The sequence below is a fragment of the Microbacterium esteraromaticum genome, from assembly GCF_016907315.1.
Taxonomy (GTDB): Bacteria; Actinomycetota; Actinomycetes; order Actinomycetales; family Microbacteriaceae; genus Microbacterium; species Microbacterium esteraromaticum.
In genome coordinates this window covers 3,162,507-3,185,964 of sequence record NZ_JAFBBS010000001.1, presented here as the reverse complement: position 1 = coordinate 3,185,964, position 23,458 = coordinate 3,162,507, and the positions used below count along the sequence as shown (strand labels likewise).

General features: G+C 68.6%; 18 protein-coding genes, 1 tRNA gene and 1 pseudogene. 3 read left to right on the top strand and 17 right to left on the bottom strand.

Translation table 11 applies throughout. The annotated features are described in order from the left end of the window. Positions 1-27 precede the first annotated feature (27 nt). Complete coding sequence (locus JOE67_RS15140) at positions 28-696, top strand: PRC-barrel domain-containing protein (protein WP_204976368.1); 669 nt, start codon at positions 28-30, stop codon at positions 694-696. On the opposite strand, the gene JOE67_RS15135 is transcribed toward JOE67_RS15140, so the two are convergent. From JOE67_RS15135 to JOE67_RS15105, 7 genes and pseudogenes are all read right to left on the bottom strand, one after another. Continuing rightward, positions 676-1,437: an ABC transporter ATP-binding protein gene (locus tag JOE67_RS15135; RefSeq protein WP_204976366.1), complete on the bottom strand. Its 762-nt coding sequence runs from the start codon at positions 1,435-1,437 to the stop codon at positions 676-678. The two genes, JOE67_RS15140 and JOE67_RS15135, sit on opposite strands and share 21 nt — an antisense overlap. Beyond that, positions 1,437-2,342, bottom strand: coding sequence for an ABC transporter ATP-binding protein (locus JOE67_RS15130; RefSeq protein WP_239528173.1), 906 nt, complete (start codon positions 2,340-2,342; stop codon positions 1,437-1,439). The genes JOE67_RS15135 and JOE67_RS15130 overlap by 1 nt, the downstream gene beginning before the upstream one ends. Positions 2,343-2,370: 28 nt before the next feature. Then, positions 2,371-5,070, bottom strand: a complete 2,700-nt coding sequence (locus tag JOE67_RS15125; protein WP_204976361.1) for an FtsX-like permease family protein — start codon at positions 5,068-5,070, stop codon at positions 2,371-2,373. After that, a complete protein-coding gene (locus tag JOE67_RS15120; RefSeq protein WP_204976359.1) occupies positions 5,067-7,448 on the bottom strand; it encodes an FtsX-like permease family protein in 2,382 nt (793 codons plus the stop codon). Before JOE67_RS15120 ends, JOE67_RS15125 begins: the two co-directional genes overlap by 4 nt. Positions 7,449-7,556: 108 nt before the next feature. Then, positions 7,557-7,901 carry a hypothetical protein gene (locus tag JOE67_RS15115; protein WP_204976357.1) on the bottom strand — a complete coding sequence of 115 codons (345 nt, stop codon included), beginning with the start codon at positions 7,899-7,901 and terminating at the stop codon, positions 7,557-7,559. Between the two features lie 133 nt (positions 7,902-8,034). Continuing rightward, positions 8,035-8,136: pseudogene (locus JOE67_RS15825) on the bottom strand (IS481 family transposase); the annotation flags it as partial. Then, positions 8,133-9,314: a Cmx/CmrA family chloramphenicol efflux MFS transporter gene (locus JOE67_RS15105; RefSeq protein WP_204976355.1), complete on the bottom strand. Its 1,182-nt coding sequence runs from the start codon at positions 9,312-9,314 to the stop codon at positions 8,133-8,135. The gene JOE67_RS15105 and the pseudogene JOE67_RS15825, both read right to left, overlap by 4 nt. A gap of 337 nt (positions 9,315-9,651) precedes the next feature. Between JOE67_RS15105 and JOE67_RS15100 the strand changes: the two genes are divergently transcribed. Further along, the gene (locus JOE67_RS15100; protein ID WP_204976353.1) at positions 9,652-11,238 is read left to right on the top strand and encodes a molybdopterin-dependent oxidoreductase; all 1,587 of its coding nucleotides are present in this window, start codon (positions 9,652-9,654) and stop codon (positions 11,236-11,238) included. 226 nt (positions 11,239-11,464) lie between these two features. On the opposite strand, the gene JOE67_RS15095 is transcribed toward JOE67_RS15100, so the two are convergent. The 10 genes from JOE67_RS15095 to JOE67_RS15050 form a co-directional block, all read right to left on the bottom strand. Continuing rightward, the gene (locus JOE67_RS15095) at positions 11,465-11,653 is read right to left on the bottom strand and encodes a hypothetical protein (RefSeq protein WP_204976345.1); all 189 of its coding nucleotides are present in this window, start codon (positions 11,651-11,653) and stop codon (positions 11,465-11,467) included. A 1,407-nt stretch (positions 11,654-13,060) separates the two neighbouring features. Next, a tRNA-Gln gene (locus JOE67_RS15090) sits at positions 13,061-13,132 on the bottom strand. 100 nt (positions 13,133-13,232) lie between these two features. Next, entirely contained in the window at positions 13,233-14,546 is a 1,314-nt protein-coding gene (locus tag JOE67_RS15085; RefSeq protein ID WP_204976343.1) for a threonine/serine exporter family protein, read from the bottom strand. Beyond that, entirely contained in the window at positions 14,543-16,048 is a 1,506-nt protein-coding gene (gltX, locus tag JOE67_RS15080) for a glutamate--tRNA ligase (RefSeq protein WP_204976342.1), read from the bottom strand. The genes JOE67_RS15085 and gltX overlap by 4 nt, the downstream gene beginning before the upstream one ends. Positions 16,049-16,102: 54 nt before the next feature. Beyond that, positions 16,103-16,861 carry a class I SAM-dependent methyltransferase gene (locus tag JOE67_RS15075; RefSeq protein ID WP_338041636.1) on the bottom strand — a complete coding sequence of 253 codons (759 nt, stop codon included), beginning with the start codon at positions 16,859-16,861 and terminating at the stop codon, positions 16,103-16,105. After that, positions 16,858-18,114, bottom strand: coding sequence for an MFS transporter (locus tag JOE67_RS15070; RefSeq protein WP_204976341.1), 1,257 nt, complete (start codon positions 18,112-18,114; stop codon positions 16,858-16,860). The genes JOE67_RS15075 and JOE67_RS15070 overlap by 4 nt, the downstream gene beginning before the upstream one ends. After that, positions 18,111-18,887, bottom strand: coding sequence for a fumarylacetoacetate hydrolase family protein (locus JOE67_RS15065; protein ID WP_204976340.1), 777 nt, complete (start codon positions 18,885-18,887; stop codon positions 18,111-18,113). The genes JOE67_RS15070 and JOE67_RS15065 overlap by 4 nt, the downstream gene beginning before the upstream one ends. A gap of 73 nt (positions 18,888-18,960) precedes the next feature. Further along, positions 18,961-20,064 (bottom strand): branched-chain amino acid aminotransferase, encoded by a 1,104-nt coding sequence (locus tag JOE67_RS15060; RefSeq protein WP_204976339.1) that lies wholly within the window; start codon positions 20,062-20,064, stop codon positions 18,961-18,963. 44 nt (positions 20,065-20,108) lie between these two features. Beyond that, positions 20,109-21,158 carry a 3-isopropylmalate dehydrogenase gene (locus JOE67_RS15055; RefSeq protein ID WP_204976338.1) on the bottom strand — a complete coding sequence of 350 codons (1,050 nt, stop codon included), beginning with the start codon at positions 21,156-21,158 and terminating at the stop codon, positions 20,109-20,111. A gap of 92 nt (positions 21,159-21,250) precedes the next feature. Then, on the bottom strand, positions 21,251-22,780 hold the full coding sequence (locus JOE67_RS15050) for an MFS transporter (protein ID WP_204976336.1): 1,530 nt from the start codon (positions 22,778-22,780) through the stop codon (positions 21,251-21,253). A gap of 89 nt (positions 22,781-22,869) precedes the next feature. Between JOE67_RS15050 and JOE67_RS15045 the strand changes: the two genes are divergently transcribed. Next, positions 22,870-23,439, top strand: coding sequence for a TetR/AcrR family transcriptional regulator (locus tag JOE67_RS15045; RefSeq protein WP_204976335.1), 570 nt, complete (start codon positions 22,870-22,872; stop codon positions 23,437-23,439). Positions 23,440-23,458: the final 19 nt, after the last annotated feature.

Genomic DNA, 23,458 nt, shown 5'->3' with positions numbered 1-23,458 from the left:
GACCGTCGCCCGACAGGAAGGCAACCCATGATCGATTCATACAGGATCAACAGCCTGTTCGACGCAGATGTCGTCGACGCCGACGGATCGAAGATCGGCACCGTGAAGCACGTGTACGTGGACCCGGATGGCGGTGATCCGCTGTTCGTCGGTGTCACCACCGGCTGGTTCGGCAGGGCGGAGTCGTTCGTGCCTTTGCGCGACGCGGACTTCGACGGCGAGGTGCTCCATGTGGAGTACGACAAGGACACGGTCAAGAGCGCTCCTCGCATCGATGCCGACGGCACGCTGACGGACGACGACATCGACCGCATCCAGGACCACTACGGCGACGGGGGCCGCGGCGAGGACGACTCACGCGATGCCGAGGATGCGGAACCGCTCCGGCCGGTGCACGAGCGGGGCACCGCTCCGGACGCGGCCCGCGCGGACGAAGCCGCCGATCGAGCCGATCAGCGCCCTCCGCGCAGGCGGATCCGCGTGCACAGGTACGTCGTCACGGATGAGCGGACAGGCACCGCTCCCCCGTCGTCACGAGACGACGGAACCCTCGATCGTGACTCGGCTGTAGAGCAGACCCGCTACGAGACGGCGGAGGAGACGCGCGCGGACCGGGTCGACGAATCGAGGGCCAGCTCAGCGGACGAGCGGCCACGCGATCTCGACGGCGAGGGCCTACGGCGACGTCGGGAATGAGGGCGGCGGCACGTCGGTGAACACGGACGTGCTCTGCAGCGCCGCCCGCCTGGCGTCCCTTCTCGGCGACCTGCGGCGGAGCTCGCCGTCGTGCAGCTCGAGCACGCGGTCGGCGCGCGCGAGCATCGCCGGATCGTGGGTGGCGACCACTGCTGCGGTGCCGCGCTCGTGCACGAGCCGGGCGATGAGATCCATGATCTGGGCACCGGTCTCGCTGTCGAGCTGAGCGGTCGGCTCGTCGGCGAGCAGGATGCCCGGCTGCATGACGAGGGCCCGTGCGATGCCCACACGCTGCTGCTGCCCACCCGACAGCTCGCCCGGGCGCTGCCGAGCGTGCTCGTCGAGACCGACGTCGCGGAGCGCTTCGGCCACGCGGCGGTCGCGCTCGGCCGGATCGACCCGCCGGATCCGCAAAGGCACTTCGACGTTCTCGGAGGCGGACAGCACCGGGATGAGTCCCGCCGTCTGGAAGATCGATGCGATACGAGAACCGCGCAGCGCCGCGACATCGGTCTTCGGGTCCGCCAGGTCTGCGCCGTCGATGAGCACCCGCCCGGAGGTCGGGCGGTCGAGACCACCCAGCATGGTGAGCAGCGTCGTCTTGCCTGCGCCGGAGCGCCCCGCGATCACCACGAGCTCACCGGCCTGCACCGCGAACTCGGCGTCACGCACGGCGACGACGTCACCGCCCGAACTCGGGAACACCCGCGTCAGGGACTCCGCCCTCAGCACAGCATCCATCAGGCATCCTCCGTAGGTTCGCCGTGTTGTGCGGCGGACTGTGCCGGCGCGACGCGCACGTGGTCGGGCTCGAGGCTGAGCTGCACGCGCTCCCGCAGGTCGAGCGCGGCGACGAAATCGGCGGGCAGCTGCATGCGCCCCGCCCTGTCGAGCAGCGCGTACTCCCGAGCGGTGCGCACCGCTCGGCCCTCGTGATCAGTGGCGTCGCTGCGCAGCGTCTCGGTCGAGGTGCGGCCGTCGCGGATGCGCACCGTGCGCTCGACGTGCTCGGTGACACCGGTGTCGTGCGTGACGATCAGCGTCGTCACGCCCCGTTCACGGTTGACCGTCTCCATCGCAGCCAGCACTTCGGCACTGGTCTGCTCGTCGAGCTCTCCCGTCGGCTCGTCGGCGAGCAGCACGCGCGGCCTGTTGGCTAAGGCGACGGCGATCGCGACGCGCTGCCTCTGCCCGCCCGACATCTGCGCAGGGCGCTTGTCGGCCACATCGGCCGCGTCGAGCAGTTCCAGCAGCTCATCACCCGCCGCCGTGCGCTCGGGGCGGGGCACGACGCCCGCGACATCGTGCACCATCGCGATGTTCTCTCGCGCGGTCATATACGGCAGAAGGTTGCGGGCTGACTGCTGCCACACGAAGCCCACGCTGCTGCGGCGGTAGGCCAGGCGCTCGGCGCCCTTCATGGTGACCAGATCGTGTCCGGCCACGCGCGCCGCGCCCGCGGTCGGCTGGTCGAGCCCGGCGAGGATGCCGAGCAGGGTGCTCTTGCCCGACCCGGATGCGCCCACCAGGGCCACCATGTCACCCGCAGCCATGCGCAGGTCGAGCCCCTGCAGGGCCTGCACCTCCACGCCCTGTGCCGTGAAGATGCGCACGAGTCCCTCGCACACGATCGCGCCCTCGGTCATGTCGTCCATCCTCTCGCCACGATCACCATCACTGGTCCCGCTCATCGCCGTCTCTCACCGCGGTCGCCGTGCCGAGGCGCGATGCGAGCGCCGTTGCCGCGATCACCGCGACGGCTGACACGAGCGCGAACCCGACCACGACGACGACAGGCCACATGCCGCCGAGTTCGACGGGGGGCTGGGTCGACCCGCCGACGAAGCCACGCAGGTCGAGCTGCGGGATCACGAGCCATGCCATCGAGATGCCGACGCCCGCACCGAACGGCAGGGCGAGCAGCAGCGCGGGGGCGACTTCCCAGGTCACCAGCCGCCCCTCTCCTCGCGGCGGATGACCGAGGGCGCGCAGTATCGCGAGCATCCTGGCCCGCGGCACGGCGCCGAGCACGAGCATGGCGACCACCGCGACAGCGAGCAGCACGGCGACGATGCCGCTCGCGGCCAGCAGAGCGCTCTGCACGACCGAGAACGCGGGATCCTGCTCGTGCACCGCGGCGGCGCGAGCCGGTGTGGTGAAGGCGGCATCGCCTGCCACCTCGCTCACCGCGGCCGCACCGACCGCGTCGGCGTCGGCGTTCGCGCTGACAGACAGATAGAGCTGAGAAACGCCGATGTTGCGCTGTCCAAGCGCTCGCGCGTTCCCGGTGTCGACGATCACCCATTGCTCGGCCGTCCCGAAGGGCACCTGTGCGGGAGCGACCGCCACGACGTGCACGCTCCTGCCCGCGACCTCGAGCTCGATCCCCTCGAGGTCCCCGCGGGCATCGACTCCCAGACGCTCAAGCAGCGCCTGGGACACGACGACAGGAACCCGATCGCCGTCAGCCGGCTCTGCGAGCGATGCCGGCAGCGGGAGCGCAGCGGGAAGGCCCTGCTGCGTCTTCGCGAACTCCGCTGTGTCGATCGTGTAGACGTGAGCTCGCTGATTCTCCGACGCCGTCTCGGCCTCCACGGTCGAGTCGCCCCGCAGCGCGGCCATCCGGCCGACCCCCTCGAGCTGGGCGACGCGCTCGGCAGCGTTCTCCGTGATGTACGAGGCGTCGACGCGGACATCGGCTCCGACGTCCATCACCGCTGAGCGCTCGATGCCGCGCGTCACGGTGGAGGCGAACGCCACCGAGAAGACGGCCACGCCGAGACCGATGACGACGGCGAGCACGGGTGCAGCTCTCACGAGGGGGTCGCGTCGCGCCCGTGCAGGGCCGAGGAGCGCTGTGAGCGACGCGCGTCGACGACCTCGCCGCTCGGCGAGCAGCAGCACCTGCGGCAGCACGCGCAGGCACAGGATGCTGGCGGATGCACCGAGCACCACCGGCAGAGCGAGCAGCAGCGGGTCGGCATCGGCCCCGCCCGGTCGCGCGGCGACGAGCGCGACGAGCACGACCGTCAGCGCGAGGAAGAGCAGTTCTGCGATCAGGCGCGATGATCCTCGGCGTGCGGTGACGCCGAGGTCCTGGCGCTGGTGCCGCTCGGCATCGGTCAGCACGCCCCACGGCAGCACCAGGGCCGGCACAGCCGCGAGGAGCACCGGGATCAGCAGCACCCAGCTGGCCAGCAGGCCGGGCTCGACAGCAGCCGCAGCCGAGCCGATAACGGCGCCGATAAGGCCGAGTGCGGCGCCTTCGCCACCGAGAAGAACGATGAGCCGGGCCGTCGACGCGCCTCGAGCACGCAGCACGCGCACCGGACCGACGCGTCGGACGGCGATGAGCCGGGTGACGAGTGCGAGCACGACCAGGGCGACGGCGACCGGTCCCACAGCCGCAACGGCGACCACCGCGGTCATCGCCTGACCTCGGGTCACGCCGTCGCCGATCACGCGGGGCAGCCCCGAGGAGAACGACAGTCCTCTGTTGTAGAAGCTGTCGGTGGCCATCGGCAGCTCGATCGGCTCGGCGGTGAGCAGTCTCAGCTGAGCTGCCACCGTCGCGGCATTCGCCGCGGTGATCTGGTCGGTGTCCAGCGGAATCCATGAGGTGACCTTGACGTCGCGCATGCGATCCTCGAGTGCCGCGACCTCATCCACGTGCATGAATGCCGCACCCACCAGGATCTGATCTCCGGTGGAGCTGACCTCGAGCACGGGGCGCAGTGAGCCGGGGATGAACGCCCAGTCCGGTGCATCCGGATCGACGGCGGTGACGGTGCCGGTGAGCAGCACCGTGCGGCCGTCCCACAGCCGCTCGGTGCCGACCGGCCACGCCAGCTGCTCGGCGACCTCCGTCGTGAGCGCTACCTCCACTCTCACCGACGGATCGGTGACCTCCGGCAGGCGTCCGTCAGCCACGGCGATGCGGCTCTGAAATCCCACTTCGGACACGAGCGCGATCTTGTTGATAGGCACAGGGTCGGTGCGCGCAGGATCAGGATCGATCGAGAACTGCGGATCGATCGCCATCATCAGCCGCGGCTCGCCGAGCAGGGCGCGCAGCGGCGCCGGCTGCTGCCGGCCCGCCTCGCCGATGGTCGAGAGCGCCGACCCCCAGACACCTGCCTCCGGGTCGGAGGTCGCATCGAACGAGGGAAGTCCGGGTGCAGTCGCCGCGAGCCAGCGGCTGATCTGCGGAAGCGCGGTGGCCGCGTTCTGGATGGTCGCGGTGCGGCCCTGCTCGAGCACCAGCGGCGCGGCGACTCCCAGATACGACAGCCCGGCGATGACGATCACGAGGAACATCGACAGCGCCGGCGTCGTCGCCGCGCCACGCAGTGCGAGTCGAATCGAGGAGATCATGAGCCGACCCCCAGCACGATGGGCAGCATGGAGCCAGCGACCGCGGCTCCCAAGATCGCGCCCGTGACCACCGCGTACAGCGCGATGCCCATGTTCTCGCCCATCCGCATCGCACGGTGCGCGGATGGCACGAGTCCGAGCGCCCGCAGCACCAGCGCCTCGTCACGTCGGGCGCGCGCGGTGGCGGAAGTCGCCGCTACGAACCCGATCGCGCCGAGCAGAGCCGCGACGAGAGCACCGGCGGTGAGCATCCTCTGCGCAAGAGAGGTGACCGGGGCGGCACTGACCTGCGCTGCGGTGAGGATGCGCACCGGTTGGACGGCCTGCGCGCGGAGCAGTTCCGCGACGCGCGGCGGGTCGTCGCTGCTCAGCCAGAGCTCGTTCGCCGGCCTCTCGAGCCCCAGTCGCTCGAGCGCGGTCGGCTCGGTGGCGACGCCGAGGCCGGAGCCGACGCCTGGCAGCGAGTCGACGACACCGGCCACCACGATCGACACCGGCTGATTGATCGAGCGGATGCGGGCGGTGAACGTCGTGCCCTGCTCGGCCCCGAGCCGGTCGGCGAGACTCGCGGTGATCTGCGCCGGAAGGGTCTCGCCGGAGGAGGCCGGCAACGGCGCGGTGAGACCGACGGCCGCCTCGGGCCCGGCCACGAGGGTGGCGGTGTCGGAACCGACGGTGAGCGGTGTGTAGAGGACGTCTGACGCCGAACTCACGCCGTTCCACTTCTCGGCCTCCGTCGCCGAGATGGCCAGTTCGTCGGCCGAGATCAGACGGACGTCTTCGCCGAGCATCGCACGAGTCGTTCGCTGCTCTGCGGCGTCGGAGGCGAAGGGAGCCATCGCGGCGAGAGCCGCGGCAGCCGCCGCCAGCGAAAGACAGAGGATCGCGACGGCGACGGTGTTCATGCGCCTGGCCAGCTGACGCAGAGGCAGGATCGGTGTGATGCCTCTTGAGCCGCGCAGCAGCCGCTCGCTCAGGGCAGCCAGCGGCCCGGCCGCGAGCGGGGCGAGCACGCACGCGGCGATGAGCAGCAGAGTCGGCGCGGCGGCCGCCAGGGGCTCGGTCGTGCCGTCTGGGCGCACCACGGTGCGGGTCGTGAACAGCTGCCAGCCGGCGAGTGCGCCAAGCGCGATCGCGACGCCGGCCGGCAGCAGCAGGGCGGTCAGCGACCGGAGGCCGGCGTCGCTGCGCTGTGCGTCTGGCCGCACCGCGTCGGCGCGCCGGGCGCTGCGCACCGTGAGCAGTGCGGCCATCAGCGCCGCGGCCACGACGGCACCGCCGGCGAGGAGCACCACCTCTGAGGACAGCCCGATGAGCATCGCGAGCGCGACGATCGCGATCGCCGCGCCTGTGAGAGCGAAGACCGCGGTCTCTCCCGCCGCGGAGAGCGCGAGCCGACGCGCGGATGCGCCGCGAGCGCGAAGCAGTCCGAGCTCGTCCGCTCGTGCGGTCGAGAGCGACGAGAGCACGATGCCGAGCACGAGCGCCCCGAGCAGCGCGATGATCAGCTGAGGTGCGATCAACAGGCCGCGTGTGGCGGCGACGGCGGCGGACTGTCTGTCGAGCGTCTGGGCGAGCGTGCCCGCCACCTGTGTGTTCTGCGCCCTGCCCGGGTCGACCTTCTCGGGCAGCGCGTCGAGCCGGGCGACACCGCGCTGCAGACCGGAGAGCGATGCGAGATCCACGCGAGCCGGCGTGATCTCCCAGCTCACGGTGGGCGAGTCGGCCTGCGCGGCGAGGGTGTCGGCGGCGGCGACCGCCGGTCCGATCACGCCGTCGCTCTGGCCTGACACCACGGACGGATCGCCATGCCAGGCGACGCCGGCGGGATCGTGTGCACGCCAGGTCCCGACGACCTCGAGCACAGGGCGATCGCGGGCCGGTGGTACAGGCTCGCCCCCGGGTGTGCCGACGGTCAGTCGGTCGCCCGCGCCGACGCCGAGGAGTTGCGCCGCGGCATCGGGAAGCGCGATCTCGCCGGGATGCTGCGGCCACTCCCCCGAGGTGATCTCAGCCAGCTCGGGGATGCGGTCATCGGCCATAACGCGGAGCTTCGAAGCGCCGCTGTCCGGAGCAGTGATCGAGACCTCGAGCGAGACCTGCCTGGCGATGGTGATCGGAGCGTCCTCGAACGCCGGGTCGATGGCATCCCGCACCTTCTCGTCCTGCGCGGCAGCCTCGTCGGCTTCGGTCGCGACGACGCGAACGCTTCGGGCGGCGGGTTCGGCGTCGCGGAGAATCTCAGCGGTGCCACGAGTCAGCAGCCGGTCGGCGGTGATGGCGATGCCGCCCACACCGGCGACCACGACGGCGACGACGAAAGCGAGAAGCGCCAGCCGGCCGATATGCTCGCCGGCCCGCCGTATTGCAGACGTCATCGCTTCCCATCCGGTGCGCTCCCCCTTGCGCGCACACACTGTCTCTCATCCTGGCGCGCATGGTTGTGTTCGCGCAACCATGCGCGAAGGAAGCGGTGGGTGGGTCGATCAGGCGTCGATATGCGCGAGCAGATCCTTCAGGGCTCTCTCGATCGACGTGTGGTCGTACTGCCCTGCTCTGCTCTCTGCCGAGATCACGCCGCATCGGTGCAGGCGGTGGAAGTCGCCGTAGGGAAAGCTGTACCGGCCCTTCGTGCCCGGGGTGGCGCTGGTGTCCTCGCCGAGATGCCAGAGGGCGAACTCGTCCATGCCGTGCTTCTCGATGAAGGCGTTCTCGTCGTCAGTGCTGGGGGCGTGCTCGCTCCAGTCGTCGCGCTCGTCGCGGACGACATGGCCCTTGCGCAGCAGGCTGCGCGCGTGCTCGAGGGCCTTCTTGTTCAGCTGAGTCGGCATGGTGTTCTCCTCTTCGCTCGTGTGCTGTTTCAGACTGCGACGACGGCGGCAGCGGGCGAAGGGACTGGTGGCCTGGTTGATCGGATGCTAGATGTATGAGGCCAGGAGGTTGTTGACGCGTGATGGTCTCGCGGATTCCCATCTCGGCGGCGACATGCGCGAGGGGTCGAGACCGGCAACGCTCAATGAGTCGGCGACGACCTTCGACTGTCAAGGGCGAGTCAGCGTGCGTCACTCGACCACTTCGTTCTCGACGGGTGCGATCAGCCGAAGAAGGGGAATGGTTAGCAGCAGTGCCGCTGCGGTCGTGGTGACGGCCACCCAAACGGGCCCGAGCGCGCCGGGCATCACGCCGAGCGCGGCAGCGGCAATCACGGGACCGACTGCTGCGCCCACGTTGAGTGCCGCGGTCGCATACGAGCCCGCCATGGTGGGCGCACCCGCCGCCGCATACAGCACTCGCGTGATCAGCGTGCTCCCGACAGCGAACCCCAACACACCCTGAGCGAAAACGAGCCCGAGCAGGGCAACGGGGTTCGTCGCGAAGAGCGTCAACGCGACCCACCCGAGCGCAAGAACGCTTCCACCGGCCACGATGACGATTCGAGGTCGGGCATCCGAGAGCCGTCCCGCAACAGTGACGCCGATGAAGGAACCGACGCCGAAGAGCACAAGGGCCACCGAGACCCACCACTGGCTCAGGCCGGCGGTATCCGTGACGATCGGCGCAAGGAAGGTCAGCGTCGCGAAGGTGCCGGCATTCACCAGGGCAGCCACCATCATCGTCAGAACGAGGCGCGGGGAGGCAAGCTGCGCCAACTCCATCCGCAGTGACAGCGCGGAGGAATCCTCACTTGACGGGTCGTCAGCTTGATTGGTGAGGCCCGCAGCAATACCGATCGCAGCGGGGACGCAGAGTAGAGCGATCGCCCAGAAGGTCGACTGCCAGCCAAGTGCCGTACCGAGTAGAGCACCCGCGGGGACGCCGGCGACGGTTGCGACGGTGGTACCCGCCAGCAGAATCGCCACGGCCCGACCTTTGGCGTCGGGTGCCACGAGTTTCGTCGCCGCACCCAGCGCAACCGCCAAGAAGCCTGCATTGACAATCGCGGCGATCACACGCGTGATGAACAGAACAGTGAAGCCATGCGTCAGCGCCCCGACGACATGTGCCGCCGCGAATACGATCACGCAACCCAGGAGTGTCGATTTCACGGGGAGGTGACGGGCGAGCGCGGCCATCGCAGGTGCGCCGATCACCATGCCTGCGGCGAACGCCGATGTCAGGAGACCAGCAGTCCCCAGGGAAACGCCGAAATATGTGGAGATGTCGGGCACGAGGCCGGCGAGCATGAACTCGGAAGTACCCATGGCGAATACCACCAGGGCAAGAAGATAGAGAGCGAAAGGCATCGAGGTGACTCCGAAGCGAGAGTACGAACAGGAGAACGTCTCGTCACCACGGTCAGCACCCAAAGGACACCCGAATGCCGTGCCGCGCACAGCGCAGGGCAGCAGAGAGCCGAGGGCTCAGCGAAGGTGAGGGGCTGACGGCGTGACCGAAAGCCCCTGAGTGTCCGATTCAGGGCTCGACATGCGTCCCAATCTACCGGCCTATGCAGCTACCCCCAAGAAACGTCAACAACCTCATGGCCAGCAGCAGCTAGAGACCCGATCCGATCCGATCCGGAGGCGCCTCCGAACAACTCAGCGAACCGGACGCCATGGCTGAGCTGAGGAGAAGAGAACGATGACCGAGCGGAATAGACGAGGTGCATTCATCTTCTTCGCCGCTGTCGCGGGAGTGATCAGTGCGCTGGTGTTCCTTGCGGCTGCGGAGCTGTCGGCGCTGCTGCTGGCGAGGGATTCGAGTCCGCTCCTGGCGGTGGGCTCGTTCGTCATCGACGTCGTCCCGCAGCCGCTCAAGGAGTTCGCGATCTCGACGTTCGGGGAGTTCGACAAAGTCGCGCTGCTGCTCGGGCTCGGGCTGGCGGTGGTGATCGCGTCAGCGGGAGCGGGCATGCTGCAGCTCTTCCGTCCGCCGATCGGCGTGATCATGCTCGGCATCGCCGGAGCGGCGTGCGTAGCCGCGACCACCACCCGTGCCGGCGCCACGCCCCTCGCTTTCCTTCCCTCGGTGATCGGCGCAGTCGCGGGGGCTGTGGTGCTCGTCCTTCTCTGCCGCCGGCTCGTGGTCTGGCGACGCGCGGCCTCCGTGCCGTCGGACGCAGTCGAATCCGGCGCTGTCAGGGCCGGCGACGCCGTGGTCATCGACCGGCGCCGGTTCTTCGCCCTCGCCGGCATTGCGGGCGCATCAGCTCTGATCGTCGGCATCACCGCACGGGCGGTGAATGCTGCCACGTCATCCGTTGCTGCGATCCGCAAGGGGCTGCGCCTGCCGGCAGCCCGCACGTCGGTGACGATCCCCGAGGGAGCCGAACTCGACATCCCGGGCATCTCGCCGCTGTTCACCCCCAATGCAGACTTCTACCGGGTGGACACGGCGCTCACCGTGCCGACGGTCGATCCCGCGACCTGGCGGCTGGTGATCGACGGCATGGTCGATCAGCGGATCGAGCTCACCTTCGACGAGCTGGTGGCGATGGGGCTGGACGAGTACGCGATCACCCTCACCTGCGTCTCCAACTTCGTCGGCGGCGATCTGGTCGGAAACGCGATGTGGCTCGGAGTGCCGATTCGGGACGTGCTGCGGCTGGCCGGCCCGCACGACGACGCCGACATGGTGCTGTCCCGGAGCGTCGACGGGTACACCGCGAGCACTCCGCTGTCGGCCCTCACCGACGATGGGCTCGACGCGATCCTCGCTGTCGGGATGAACGGCGAGCCGCTCCCGCTCGATCACGGGTTCCCCGTCCGCATGGTGGTGCCTGGTCTGTACGGATACGTGTCGGCTACGAAATGGGTGACCGAGCTCACCGTCACCACGTTCGAGAAGGACGAGGCGTACTGGACACCGCGCGGCTACAGCGCGGAGGCGCGGATCAAGTTCTCATCTCGCATCGACACCCCGAAGATCGGAAAGACAGTCGAGGCCGGCCGGATCCCGATCGCGGGGGTGGCATGGGCGCAGACGGTGGGCATCGAAGCCGTCGAGGTGCGCATCGACGACGGCGAGTGGCAGAGCGCGAATCTGTCGACGCCGATCAACGCCGACACCTGGGTGCAGTGGGTTCTGGAATGGGATGCCGAACCCGGCAACCACTACGTCTCTGTGCGCGCGATCAACAAGAACGGCGACATGCAGGTCGAAGAGGCCGCACCCATCGCGCCTGACGGCTCGACCGGCTGGCAGCGGTCTTTGATCGCTGTGGAGTGATGTCTGCAGCACAGAAAACCCCCGCCTGGGCGGGGGTTTTCTCTGCTGGGTTACCTGGACTCGAACCAAGAGCAACTGAAATAGGAGACGACCGCCTGAGGGGACTGCGACTCTTAGTGCACAAAAGCACTATCTGCGCCTGTTCAACGACGACCCCACCGGCGACATGGACCGCCTCGCAGCAGTCGCGAGCCTGGCCCCGCTCGCACGCGGGCTGATCCGACCCTTAAACCCTCAATTCCGTCACATGATCGGTGCAGCGCCAAGGAACAGGGAACGGAGTGAGCAGGGCCCCGTTCTCGTACTGCGGAGCGATGAGTTCCTGGAAGTCGTATGCCTCCTTCTCGTCGTCGAAGACTCCGAGAATGTTGTTGTCCGGTCCACTGTCGTGGTACACGATCCACACCTGCTTCATGTTGAGCAGGCTACCCCCGGCACATCATGCCCACCACTGAGCGCGCCGCCTGGTACGGTCTGCCGTGATCCACGACTAGCGGATAGACACCGGAGGATCACATGAAACGCCTGAAATCATCTTTGATCACACTCGCGCTTATAGCAGGAGCATTCGCCTTGCCCGGTGCGGCATCCGCGGCGCAGACTCCGCCACCCGCAGACGAGTTGGACTTCACGTCGCCGTTCCCAGCCACCATGACCAACGACGAGATGGCCTCGATCTCGAGCGAAGATGATGGGGTGGTTGATCTCGACTTCACCTCGGATGGTGGACAGTCGCCCGATGCGAGTGACCTGAACTCACGATCAGTGCCTATTGGCGTTTCAGCCGAGCGATGCTATATCTCACCGGGAAGAATGTGGGTACGGAAGTCTGGCACTGGTTACAAGTACGGCACCGTTGGTCGAAGCCAGCACTCACGGGTTGCACCCCGGGTGTCACGAAGACCGGAATGACCAACGAGGTGTGGATGCACAACGGCTGGATCTGGTTCCGCGCAGCAGGACCTTTCGTGAGCCAGGGGTCCGGTAACTACCAGACGACGAAGGTCCAGTACGTATGCAAGGGCAATGGCGTGTACCCGTTCAAAGTTCTCACGTTCGCCCTGGGGAACCAATAGCCGGGGACAGACAGGCACCGCACGCGATTCGACTGGCGAGTACAAGTTCGCCTGCGGCTGAATTCCACCCGGGGTCGAGCCCGCCCGTCACCTACATCGAGCAGGCTCGTCCACCAATACATCGTCTGGGCCCCGTCCCATGGAGTTGTCGCGGCGGATCGGCGATGGCATACCTCGCAAAACAGAGGCCCGACTGATTCGTCTAGAAGCGGAAGTCCGGGCCCATCTGCTGGCTGGCCTTATCCGTCTCTGATCAATGCCTACGGCTCCCGACGTTGCCCCGGATAGCTTGGCGAACTGCGGGTGAGGTGAACGCGAGTCGGTACCCGCCGGCCGCGAGGATGCAACAGCATGCCTCGTTTGCACCGACGCACCACCGCCCCAGAGGAGCGCATCATTGCTGAGTACGACCATTACGCGAGCGCATGCGTCCCGGCGGGCATCCCGATTTGCACCGGAGCCTCCTGCCTCATGCTCGTGGTGAATGCCACGACAACGAACTGGTGTGCACCGCACTGCGGACACTCGCCTTTCGCGTATGCGCGATCCTCGTGCTTCTGAAAGCTTGAGCAGCGGAAATGGTGAACACGTCCTCGAACGGAGTTCCCATGTCTGCATCATGGCCGAGCGGTCGGACATCCCGTGATCCACGGAGGAGTTTCGAAGGGGAATGCGCCGCCGACGCCGGAAACGACAGAGGCCCGGAGCTTCCGTTTTGCTGCGGAATTCCGGGCCTAATCTGTCTGCTGGGGTACCTGGACTCGAACCAAGAACAACTGAACCAGAATCAGCCGTGTTGCCAATTACACCATACCCCAAGGGCGAAACCGGAGCCTCGCACCGAGAGTCAAGCTTACCCGAGCGGCGCGCAGATGGCGAATCGGCGCGGGCTGCCCGGGCGTGGCGCGCTCGCGCCGCTCACAGCTCCCCCATACGGGCGGGCTTCGTCCATCGCAGGAAGACCGTCGAGCGCGTGATGCGGGCGAGGTCGGCCAGCAGCGAGCCGACCTTGGTGCCGATGCACAGGCTGAGGAACATCATCGGCGCCGACGCCAGCGCCTGCGCATCGAAGCTCGCCAGCGCGACGAGCCCGATCGTGCCCGGCACGAGCAGCAGGAATGCCGGCTGGAACGACACGGTGGCAGGCACCGCGAGCGTCACGCGCTCGAGCACGCGAGCGGCGACGAACAGCACGGCTGCGGCGACACCGGTCGCGACCACGCTGCCGACCTGCGGGCTGAAGAACGCCAGCACCGCGTAGGTTCCGGTCATCGCCGCGATGCAGACGACGGTCAGCCTGAAGCCCGATCCGAATGCCAGGCCGATGCCGATCGCGAGCACGACGACCGCAAGCCAGGCCGTCCACTGCGGTGGAAGCGCATCCCAGCCGCCGCTCTCGGTCGAGAGGTGCACCGTCTCGCCGACGAGCGCGGCAGACGACGAGTCGACGCGCAGACCGGTGAGCGCGGCACCCGAATACAGGCCGGCGGCCATGAACGCCAGCATGATCAGCCCGTACATCAGCCGCGACGCACCCGTCACGATGTCTGTCGAGGTCAGTTCGAGCAGGGCGTTCGTGATCAGCGCACCCGGTACGAGGATCGCCACGGGCGCACACACCGCGAACAGCGGCACGGGCCCGAGATCCAGCGCGTTCGCCACGACGCCGACCAGCAGAGTCGAAACGAATGACGACACGAAGGGAGCCACCGCAGCAGCCGCTCGAACCCGCATCATGAGGATCGTGAGGCCGCCCACCAGCAGACCGACGATCAGCGCGAGCACCGCCGCCCACCACGGGCAGCGGAACAGCACCGCGAGCGCCGCGGAGAGCAGCCCGCAGCCGATCACACTCTGAGCTCCGGGGATCCGGCGCGGGGTCGCGCGGATCGCCCGCATCCGCACCGGTGCCGCGGCAAGCGGAAGACCGCCGGTCTCGAGATCACGCACCAGCCGGCTGGCACGCGCCGACTGGCGGAAGGTCAGCGCCTCCCCCTTCCCGATCACCGTGGTGGTCGCCGACGCCGATCCGGGTCTGCTCACCATCACCATCTCGGGAAGGATCGCGAACTCGAGCCTGGTCTCCGGTGCCGCTCGACGACTCACCTGCTCGAGCGAGCCGCGCACATCGGTGACCGAGGTGCCGCATTCGAGCAGCAGGACTCCGAGCTCGCCGAGGATCACATCCGTCTCGGCGGCCGGCATCAGGGCATCCGGCGCCTGCCGGCTCACGCCACGAGTTCAGCCAGCGCGCGCAGTCGCCGCAGCGACTCGTCCTTGCCCAGCAGCTCCATCGACTCGAACAGCGGCGGCGACACGCGACGACCGGTCAGCGCGACGCGCGGCGGACCGTATGCGATGCGCGGCTTGAGGCCCAGCTCGTCGACGAGCTTCGCGGACAGCGCCCCCTGGATGGCATCCGGAGTGAACTGCTCCACGGGCTCGAGAGCCGCGACGCATGCCTCGAGCACCTCGGAGGCGTTGGCCGGCAGCCCCTTGAGCGCATCGGCCTCGTACGAGATGTTGTCGGTGAACAGGAAGCCGAGCATGCCGGCCGATTCGCCCAGCAGCTGCATGCGCTCCTGCACGAGCGGGGCTGCGCGGAAGGCGAGGACGATCTGCTCGTGCGTCGGCTCGCCGCCGAAGACATCAGCGGCGGCGAGATACGGCAGCATCCGCTCGGCGAAGTCCTTCTCATCCAGCATGCGGATGTGGTCGCCGTTGATCGACTCGGCCTTCTTCTGGTCGAAGCGGGCGGGGTTCGGGTTGACGTCGGCGATGTCGAAGGCGGCGATGAACTCGTCGAGCGAGAACACGTCGCGGTCGGCGGCGATCGACCAGCCGAGCAGCGCGAGGTAGTTGAGCAGGCCCTCGTGGATGAAGCCGCGCTCGCGGTGCAGGAACAGGTCTGCCTGCGGGTCGCGCTTCGACAGCTTCTTGTTGCCGGTCTCGCCCAGCACCAGCGGCATGTGCGCGAAGCGCGGCACGAACGTGGTCACGCCAGCGTCGATGAGCGCGTCGTACAGCGCGAGCTGGCGAGCCGTCGACGGCATGAGGTCCTCGCCGCGAAGCACGTGCGTGATGCCCATCAGAGCGTCGTCGACCGGGTTCACGAAGGTGTACAGCGGCACGCCGTTGGGTCGCACGACGACGAAGTCGGGGAACGAACCGGCCGGGAAGGTCACCTCGCCGCGGATCAGGTCGACATAGGTGAGGTCCTCGTCTGGCACGCGCAGACGCAGCGCGGGCTGACGGCCCTCGGCGCGGAAGGCGGCCTTCTGCTCGTCGGTGAGGTCGCGATCGAAGTTGTCGTAGCCGAGCTGCTTGGCACGACCGGCTGCCTCGTTGCGAGCGTCGATCTCTTCGGCGGTCGAGTAGCTCTCGTAGAGCGCACCCGTCGCCATGAGCTTCTCGATCACGCCGCGGTAGATGTCGTGACGCTCGGACTGGCGGTACGGCGCGTGCGGGCCACCCACCTCGACGCCCTCGTCCCAGTCGATCTTCATCCAGGTGAGTGCGTCGACGAGCTGGCGGAAGCTCTCTTCGCTGTCTCGCGCTGCATCGGTGTCTTCGATGCGAAACACGAGCTTGCCGCCGTTGTGCCGGGCGTACGCCCAGTTGTACAGCGCCGTGCGCACCATGCCGACATGGGGCAGGCCGGTCGGCGAGGGGCAGAAGCGCACGCGGACGTCGGATCCGGTGGCGGTGGTGGTGAGGGGGTGCACAGTAGCCATATCCCCTCGATTCTACCGGGGCCGGATGCTGGACTCCGGCCCCGCCGTTCCGGCTCAGCCGAGCCGGTCGACGGCGATCGCGGCGGTCTGCGTCATCGGCATCCGGCCGTCGTCAGCGCGCTCGACGACGAGAGCGTCGAAGGCAGAACGAAAGCGCTCGCGGTCGGCATCCGGAAGCGTCAGATAGAACGCGCCCGCTCCCGCGACTCCCCCGGCGACCGAGCGCCACAGCGCCTCAGGATCCGCGTGCCACGTCCACGACAGCTCGGTGACCTCGGCATGCCAGCCGGCGTCGGCCAGCATTCGTCCGAACCCGTCGGCGGTGCGCTCGAAGTCCTTGTCCACTGGTAGTCGGCGGGCGGGTGCCGGGGTCAGGCCCGCGCCCGCGATCACGTCGCCCCACAGCGCCGTGGGCGATGCCGACCAGGTCGTGGCGATCACGAGGCCGCGCGCCACGCGTCGCAGCTCTGCGGCGGCGACCCGAGGATCGGGCACGTGGTTCAGCACGAAGTTCGCCGTCACGACATCGAATGAATCGTCGTGCAGGGAGAGATGCGGCAGTCCGTCGTCGATGAGTCGGAGCTGCGGATGCCGGGCATGCGCCGCCTCGCGCATGCTGGGCTCCGGCTCGACCGCGGTGACGTGCCATTCGGCCTCGAGCCACTGGGCGGCGAGCGTGCCGTCACCCGCGCCGACGTCGAGAAGCGTGCGCCCTCGCGCTGGGCCGGCGATCTCGCGCATCCTCTCGCCAGTGCCCGCGCACAGCGCGGCATACGACGCGGCGAAGGCCTCGCCGGTGCCCGCCCAGCTCACGAGCTCTCGCGGATGCGCCCGAAGGGCGACAGCGCGGTGATCGCCACCACGAGCACGAGTGCGACGGTCGCGAGACCGCCGTATCCGAACTCGGTGAGCACGATTCCGGCGCCCGCGGCGCCGACCGCTGCGGTCAGGCTCATCAGCGAGTCGCTGACCCCCTGCCGACGCGGGCGCATCAGGACGGTGGACGATTCGGTCAGCAGAGCCGCCCCGGCGACCGTAGCGGCGCTCCAGCCGAGACCGAGCAGGATCAGGGCGACCATGACTCCGGCGGGGTGGTCGCCGGCGATGATCGCCGTCAGCAGCGAGGCGGTGAGCACGGCCTGGCCGAGCAGCACGACCCGGATGCGGCCCCATCGGTCCGCCAGCACTCCGAAGAGCGGAGACAGGCCGTACATGCCCGCCACGTGGAGCGCGATAGTGACTCCGACGAGCACCGTGACCTCGTGCGTGGAACCGTGTCCGCCGCCGTGGGCCATGTGCTTGAGATGGATCGGCGTCATCGCCATCACCGAGGCCATCACAGCGTGCGATCCCGAGACGGCGAAGATCGCGTATCTCGCGACGACGGGCCGGTCGACGTCGGCACCGAGAACCGCTCTCTTCGCCGAAGATCCGGCCAGACTGATCGCGGTCAGCAGCGGATCGGGGCGCAGCGCGATCAGGTACAGCGCGAGCGCTGCCGCCTGCGCGATGAGCGAGAACAGGTAGGAGCCGGTGAGCGGAGGCATCCCGATCACCGCTCCGACCTCTTCGCCGAGCGGCAGCAGCAGCGGACCCGTCACACCGCCGACGGTCGTCGACCACACGACGATCGACAGATCGCGGCCCCGATGCTCGGGTGCGGCGAGGTCGGTCGCGGCGAAGCGGGACTGCAGGTTGCCCGCATTGCCCATGCCGATCATGATGATGCCGACCAGCAGCAGCGGGAAGAATCGCACCGCGGCCGAGGTGATCACGATGCCGATGCCGATCAGCGCGAGCAGATTGCCCGCAGTCAGTGACATGCGGCGACCGCGGCGCGCGGCGAAGCGCGCCAGCGGGATCGCGAAGGCCGCCGCTCCCAGCGTGACCGACGCGGTCGCCAGACCCGAGAGGGCGTCATCGCCGGACAGATCGGCGGCCAGCAGGGCGCCGAGCGACACGGTCGCCCCGAACGCGATGCCGCCGAGCACCTGACCTGCCGCCAGCACACCCACGGTGCGCCGCTGGACGGAGCGCAGATCACCCAACCCAGTCAACGCGCTCACGCGGCGGGTGCCGCGTCGCGCACGGTGTTGCGGAGCACGCCGATGCCGCTGATCTCGATCTCCACGGTGTCGCCCGCGACGATCTCTCCCACACCGGCAGGGGTGCCGGTCATGATGACGTCACCGGGCAGCAGGGTGAAAGCCGCCGACGCGTAGGCGATGATGTCGGCGACGGAGTGGATCATGTCGGTCAGCGGCGCCTGCTGACGCACGTCGCCGTTCACGCGCGTCTCGAGGCGCGCGGCTGCCGCATCGAACTCGGTCTCGATGGTCGGGCCGAGCGGGCAGAATGTGTCGAAGCCCTTGCCGCGGGTCCACTGCCCGTCCTTGCGCTGCAGGTCGCGCGCGGTCACGTCGTTGCCGATCGTGTAACCGAAGACGTAGTCGAGCGCGTTCTCTGCGCTGACGTTCTTGGCGATGCGGCCGATGACGGCGACGAGCTCGCCCTCGAACTCGGTGCGCTCGGAGATCGTCGGGCGGACGATGCTGTCGCCGGGGCCGATGACCGAGGTGTTCGGCTTCAGGAAGAGCAGCGGCTCCTCAGGAGCCACATTGCCGAACTCGGCGGCGTGGTCGTGGTAGTTGCGGCCGACGCAGACCACCTTCGAGCGAGGGATCACCGGCGCGAGCAGCGCGACGTCGGCGACCGGCACACGCTCCCCCGTCGGCTCGTAGCCGGCGAACATCGGATCTCCGTCGAGCACGACGATGTCGGTGTCGTCGAGGATGCCGTACCGGATGCCGTCGTTATGGCTGAAACGCGCGATCTTCACCCCGCCAGCCTATCCCTGACGGCAGAGGCCCCGCCCGTCCTGCAGAAGGACGGGCGGGGCCTCGAAGCGGGACTCAGTCGACGCGCACCAGCCAGCCGTGCTTGTCCTCGCGGCGGCCGTATTGGATATCGGTCAGCTCTTCGCGCAGCGAGAGGGCGAGCTCACCGAGAGGCTGCTCGTCTTCGAAGTCGTCGGAGACCAGGGCCCCGATCGGTGTGACGACGGCCGCGGTGCCGCAGGCGAACACCTCGACGATGTCGCCGGATGCCACCCCCTGGCGCCACTCGTCGAGGGAGACGGCGCGACGCTCGACCGTGAGACCGCGGTCTTCAGCGAGCTGCAGCAGCGAGTCGCGCGTGATGCCCTCGAGGATGCTGTCGGACTGCGGGGTCACGACGCGGCCGTCCTTGTAGACGAACACGATGTTCATTCCGCCGAGCTCTTCGACGTTGCCGTCCTGGTCGAGGAAGACGACCTGGTCGCAGCCCTGAGCGGCAGCCTCTGCCTGCGGCAGCAGGCTCGAGGCGTAATTGCCGCCCGTCTTCGCCGCTCCCGTGCCGCCCTTGCCTGCTCGCGCGTAGGTCTTCGACAGCCGGATGCGCACGGGCTTGACGCCGCCCGTGAAGTAGGCGCCGGCCGGCGAGGCGATGAGGTAGTAGGCGACCTTCTTCGCCGCGCGCACCCCGAGGAACGCCTCCTTGGCGAACATGAAGGGACGCAGGTACAGGCTCTGATCGGCTCCCGAGGGCACCCAGGCACCGTCGACCGCGATCAGTTCGCGAATCGACTGGATGAAGTACTCGGTCGGCAGTTCGGGCAGCGCCATGCGGCGAGCACTGCGACGCAGGCGCTCGGCGTTGCGGTCGGGCCGGAAGGTGTATACCCCGCCGTCGGCGTGCCGGTACGCCTTGATGCCCTCGAAGATCTCCTGCCCGTAGTGCAGCACGGCGGCGGCCGGGTCGAGCGAGATCGGTCCGTACGGCTGGACGCGCGGGCGATGCCAGCCGCCCTTCTCGGACCAGCAGATGTCGACCATGTGGTCGGTGAAGTTCGTGCCGAAGCCGGGGTTCTGCAGGATCTCCTCGCGCTGGGCGGGGCTCTTGGCTGCGAGGTTCTTCGTCACGGCGAACGTGAGCTCAGCGGTGTCGGAGCTGGCCGTGGTGGCGGTATCGGTCATGTCTGTCCTCTGTCGGATGCGGCGTCGATGCGCGTGTTCTCAGATTACGCCTGCAGTCGGGCGATGATCGCGTCGCCCGTCTCGGCGGTGGTGCGGGCGCCGTCGCGGCTCGCGATGTCGGCTTCGACCGCCTGCTGCACCCGCGCGGATTCATCGTGGAGGCCGAGGTGGTCGAGAAGAAGGGCTACCGACAGGATCGCTGCGGTCGGATCGGCCTTCTGCTGGCCTGCGATGTCTGGAGCCGAGCCGTGCACGGGCTCGAACATCGAGGGGAAGGCGCCGTCGGGGTTGATGTTGCCCGAAGCGGCCAGGCCGATGCCGCCGGTGACGGCGCCGGCGAGGTCGGTGAGGATGTCGCCGAAGAGGTTGTCGGTGACGATCACGTCGAATCGTGCCGGGTCGGTCACGAGGAAGATGGTGGCCGCGTCGACGTGCAGGTAGTCGACGGCGACATCGGGATGCTCGGAGGAGACCTCGTCGACGATGCGCTTCCAGATCGCACCCGCGTGCACGAGCACATTGGTCTTGTGCACCAGGGTGAGCTTCTTGCGTCGACGTTCGGCGAGGCCGAAGGCATAGCGGACGACGCGCTCCACGCCGAAGGCCGTGTTGACGCTCGTCTCGTTGGCTACCTCGTGGGGGGTGCCCTTGCGGATCGCGCCGCCGTTGCCGACATACGGCCCCTCGGTCCCTTCGCGGACGACGACGAAGTCGATCTCACCGGGGTTCGCAAGAGGGCCGGAGGCGCCGGGGAACAGCTTCGAGGGACGGAGGTTCACATAGTGGTCGAGCTCGAAGCGCAGCTTGAGCAGCAGGCCGCGCTCGATGTTGGCGTCCTTCAGCCGCTCGTCACCCGGAGTTCCACCGACCGCGCCGAGCAGGATCGCGTCGTGCGAGCGGATGGCCGCGAGGTCGTCATCCGTGAGCGTGTCGCCGGTCTCGAGGTAGCGGCCGGCGCCGAGCGAGAACCGCGTCTTCTCGAACGTCACGTCGCCGCCCGCGGTGACCGCGTCGAGCACGCGCTCCGCCTCGGCGACGACCTCTCGTCCGATTCCGTCACCGGGGATGACGGCCAGCTTCACGACGCGCGACATGAGTCTCCTTGCAGCCCTGCTCGTCCGCCACGCGGGTCGCCGCGGACACTGCCTCCAGCGTAGCGGCGCACCGGCGCACGGCACGCCGGATGTCAGCGGCTGGGGCGCAGGGTCGTCGCCGCGACGACGATCGCGGATGCCACGAGCAGAGCCCCGATCAGCGAGGTCGTCACGATGCCTGAATCGAACGCGTGGGTCGCCGCCTGCCACAGCGCATCCGCCTGCGCGGCCGGAAGCTCCTGGGCGGCGGCGTACGCGCCGGCGAGCGTCTCGCGCGCCTGAGCCGCCGGTGCGTCTGCGACGCCGTCCGGGATGGTCAGAGCACCGCGGTAGAACGCCGTGATGATGCCCCCGAGCACGGCGGTGCCGAGAACGGCGCCCAGCTCATAGGCGGTCTCCGACACGGCGCTCGCCGCTCCGGCCTTCTCGGCCGGGGCATGCGCGAGAATCAGCTCGTTCGAGATGGTCTCCGCCGCGCCGATGCCGATGCCGAGGATGACGAAGGCCAGGACCAGCCAGGCCACGCTGTTCGACTGCGCGGTCATGGCGACCACCAGGTACCCTCCGACCGACAGCAGCAGTCCTGCAGGCACGACGATGTGGGGTGGCACGCGGCGCGAGATCGGCACGACGCTGAGGCCTGCGATGATCATCGCCGCCATGCCGGGGATCAGGGCGAAGCCCGCGACCATCGGCGAGAGCCCGAGCACGAGCTGCAGCTGCTGCGGCACGAAGTAGAGGAACCCGACGAGCGCGATCACGCTGAGCAGGTTCACGAGGATGGCCCCGCTGAATCCGCCGCGGCGGAACAGGCTCATGTCGAGCATGGGTGTCTCGGCGCGCAGCTGGCGGCGCACGAACAGCCACCCCATGGTGACGCCGAGGACCACGAGACCGGCCGCCGCGGGCGTCGGGCCGTCGACGGCGAACGACTTGATCGCGTAGACGATGGGCAGCATGGCCGCCATCGAGAGCAGGATGCCGATCGGGTCGATCCGGCCTGGGTTGGGATCGCGGCTCTCGGGCAGCAGCCAGTACCCGCCGATGAGAAGCGGGACGAGCATGGGTACGGCGATGAGGAAGACCGAACCCCACGCGAAGTGCTCGAGCAGGAATCCGCCGACGACGGGTCCGAGCGCCGACCCCGCAGAGAACCCGGATGCCCAGATCGCGATGGCGAGTCGACGCTGGTCACGGTTCGGGAAGATCGACCGCAGCAGCGACAGCGTGGACGGCATCAGCATCGCCCCGAAGAAGCCGAGCGCCGCACGGGCGGCGATGAGCAGCCCCGCAGTCGGCGCGAAGGCCGCCAGCGCGGAGACCACCGCGAAACCCGTCGCGCCGATGAACAGCATCCGCCGACGGCCGAACCGGTCGCCCATCACCCCCATCGTGACCAGGAGGCCGGCGAGCACGAGCGAGTAGACATCGATCACCCAGAGCTGCTCTGCGCCGCTCGGGCGCAGCGCGAGCGAGATCTCCGGCAGTGCGAAGCTCAGCACGGTGTTGTCGACCGACACGAGCAGCACCGGCAGCATGAGCACAGCCAGCGCGGCCCACCCGCGGGCGCCGACGCGCGCACCGTCTTCCTGGGAGAGCCGGATCGGGGCTGTGATGGACATGACCGCACCTTTCGGGTTCAGGGGACGGCAGCGTTTCTAAACCGTCCGGCTGGTACAGTAACACAGAAGCCGACGATCAGGAGAAGCCGATGCCTCGTCCACCCCTGGCACGCGAACGCGTGCTCGACGCCTACCAGAGCATCCTCATCGCCGAGGGCGAGCGAGCGGCCACGCTCGAAGCCGTCGCGAGGGCGGCCGGGGTATCGAAGGGCGGACTGCTGTACCACTTCGCCTCGAAGGACGACTTGGCTAACGGCCTCACCGCACGGCTGAGCGCCCTGACCGACGACGACCTGGAACGCATGTCGGCTGCGGATGACGGACCCATCTCCTACTACGTGCGCACGTCGGTCATGGAGGATGACGCCCTCGATCGGGCCCTTATCGCGACGACGCGGCTCGCTCAGGGGGGCTCGGCGGCGGCGTCCGACGCACTGCGCGATGTCCGCACACGCTGGGCTGATGCGATCCGACCGCACGTGCGAGACGAGACCGCGCTGGACCTCGTCATGCTGCTCAGCGACGGCCTGTACTTCAACAACTCCCTCGCGGAGCCCGGCGAGGACCAGGGCGCGATGAGCGAGTTCGTGCCGACCGGTGCCGCGCTCGACAGGCTGGTCGCGCTGGTGGTGGATGCGACGACGCGGGCCCCGGAATGAACCGGAACCCGCGTCAGCG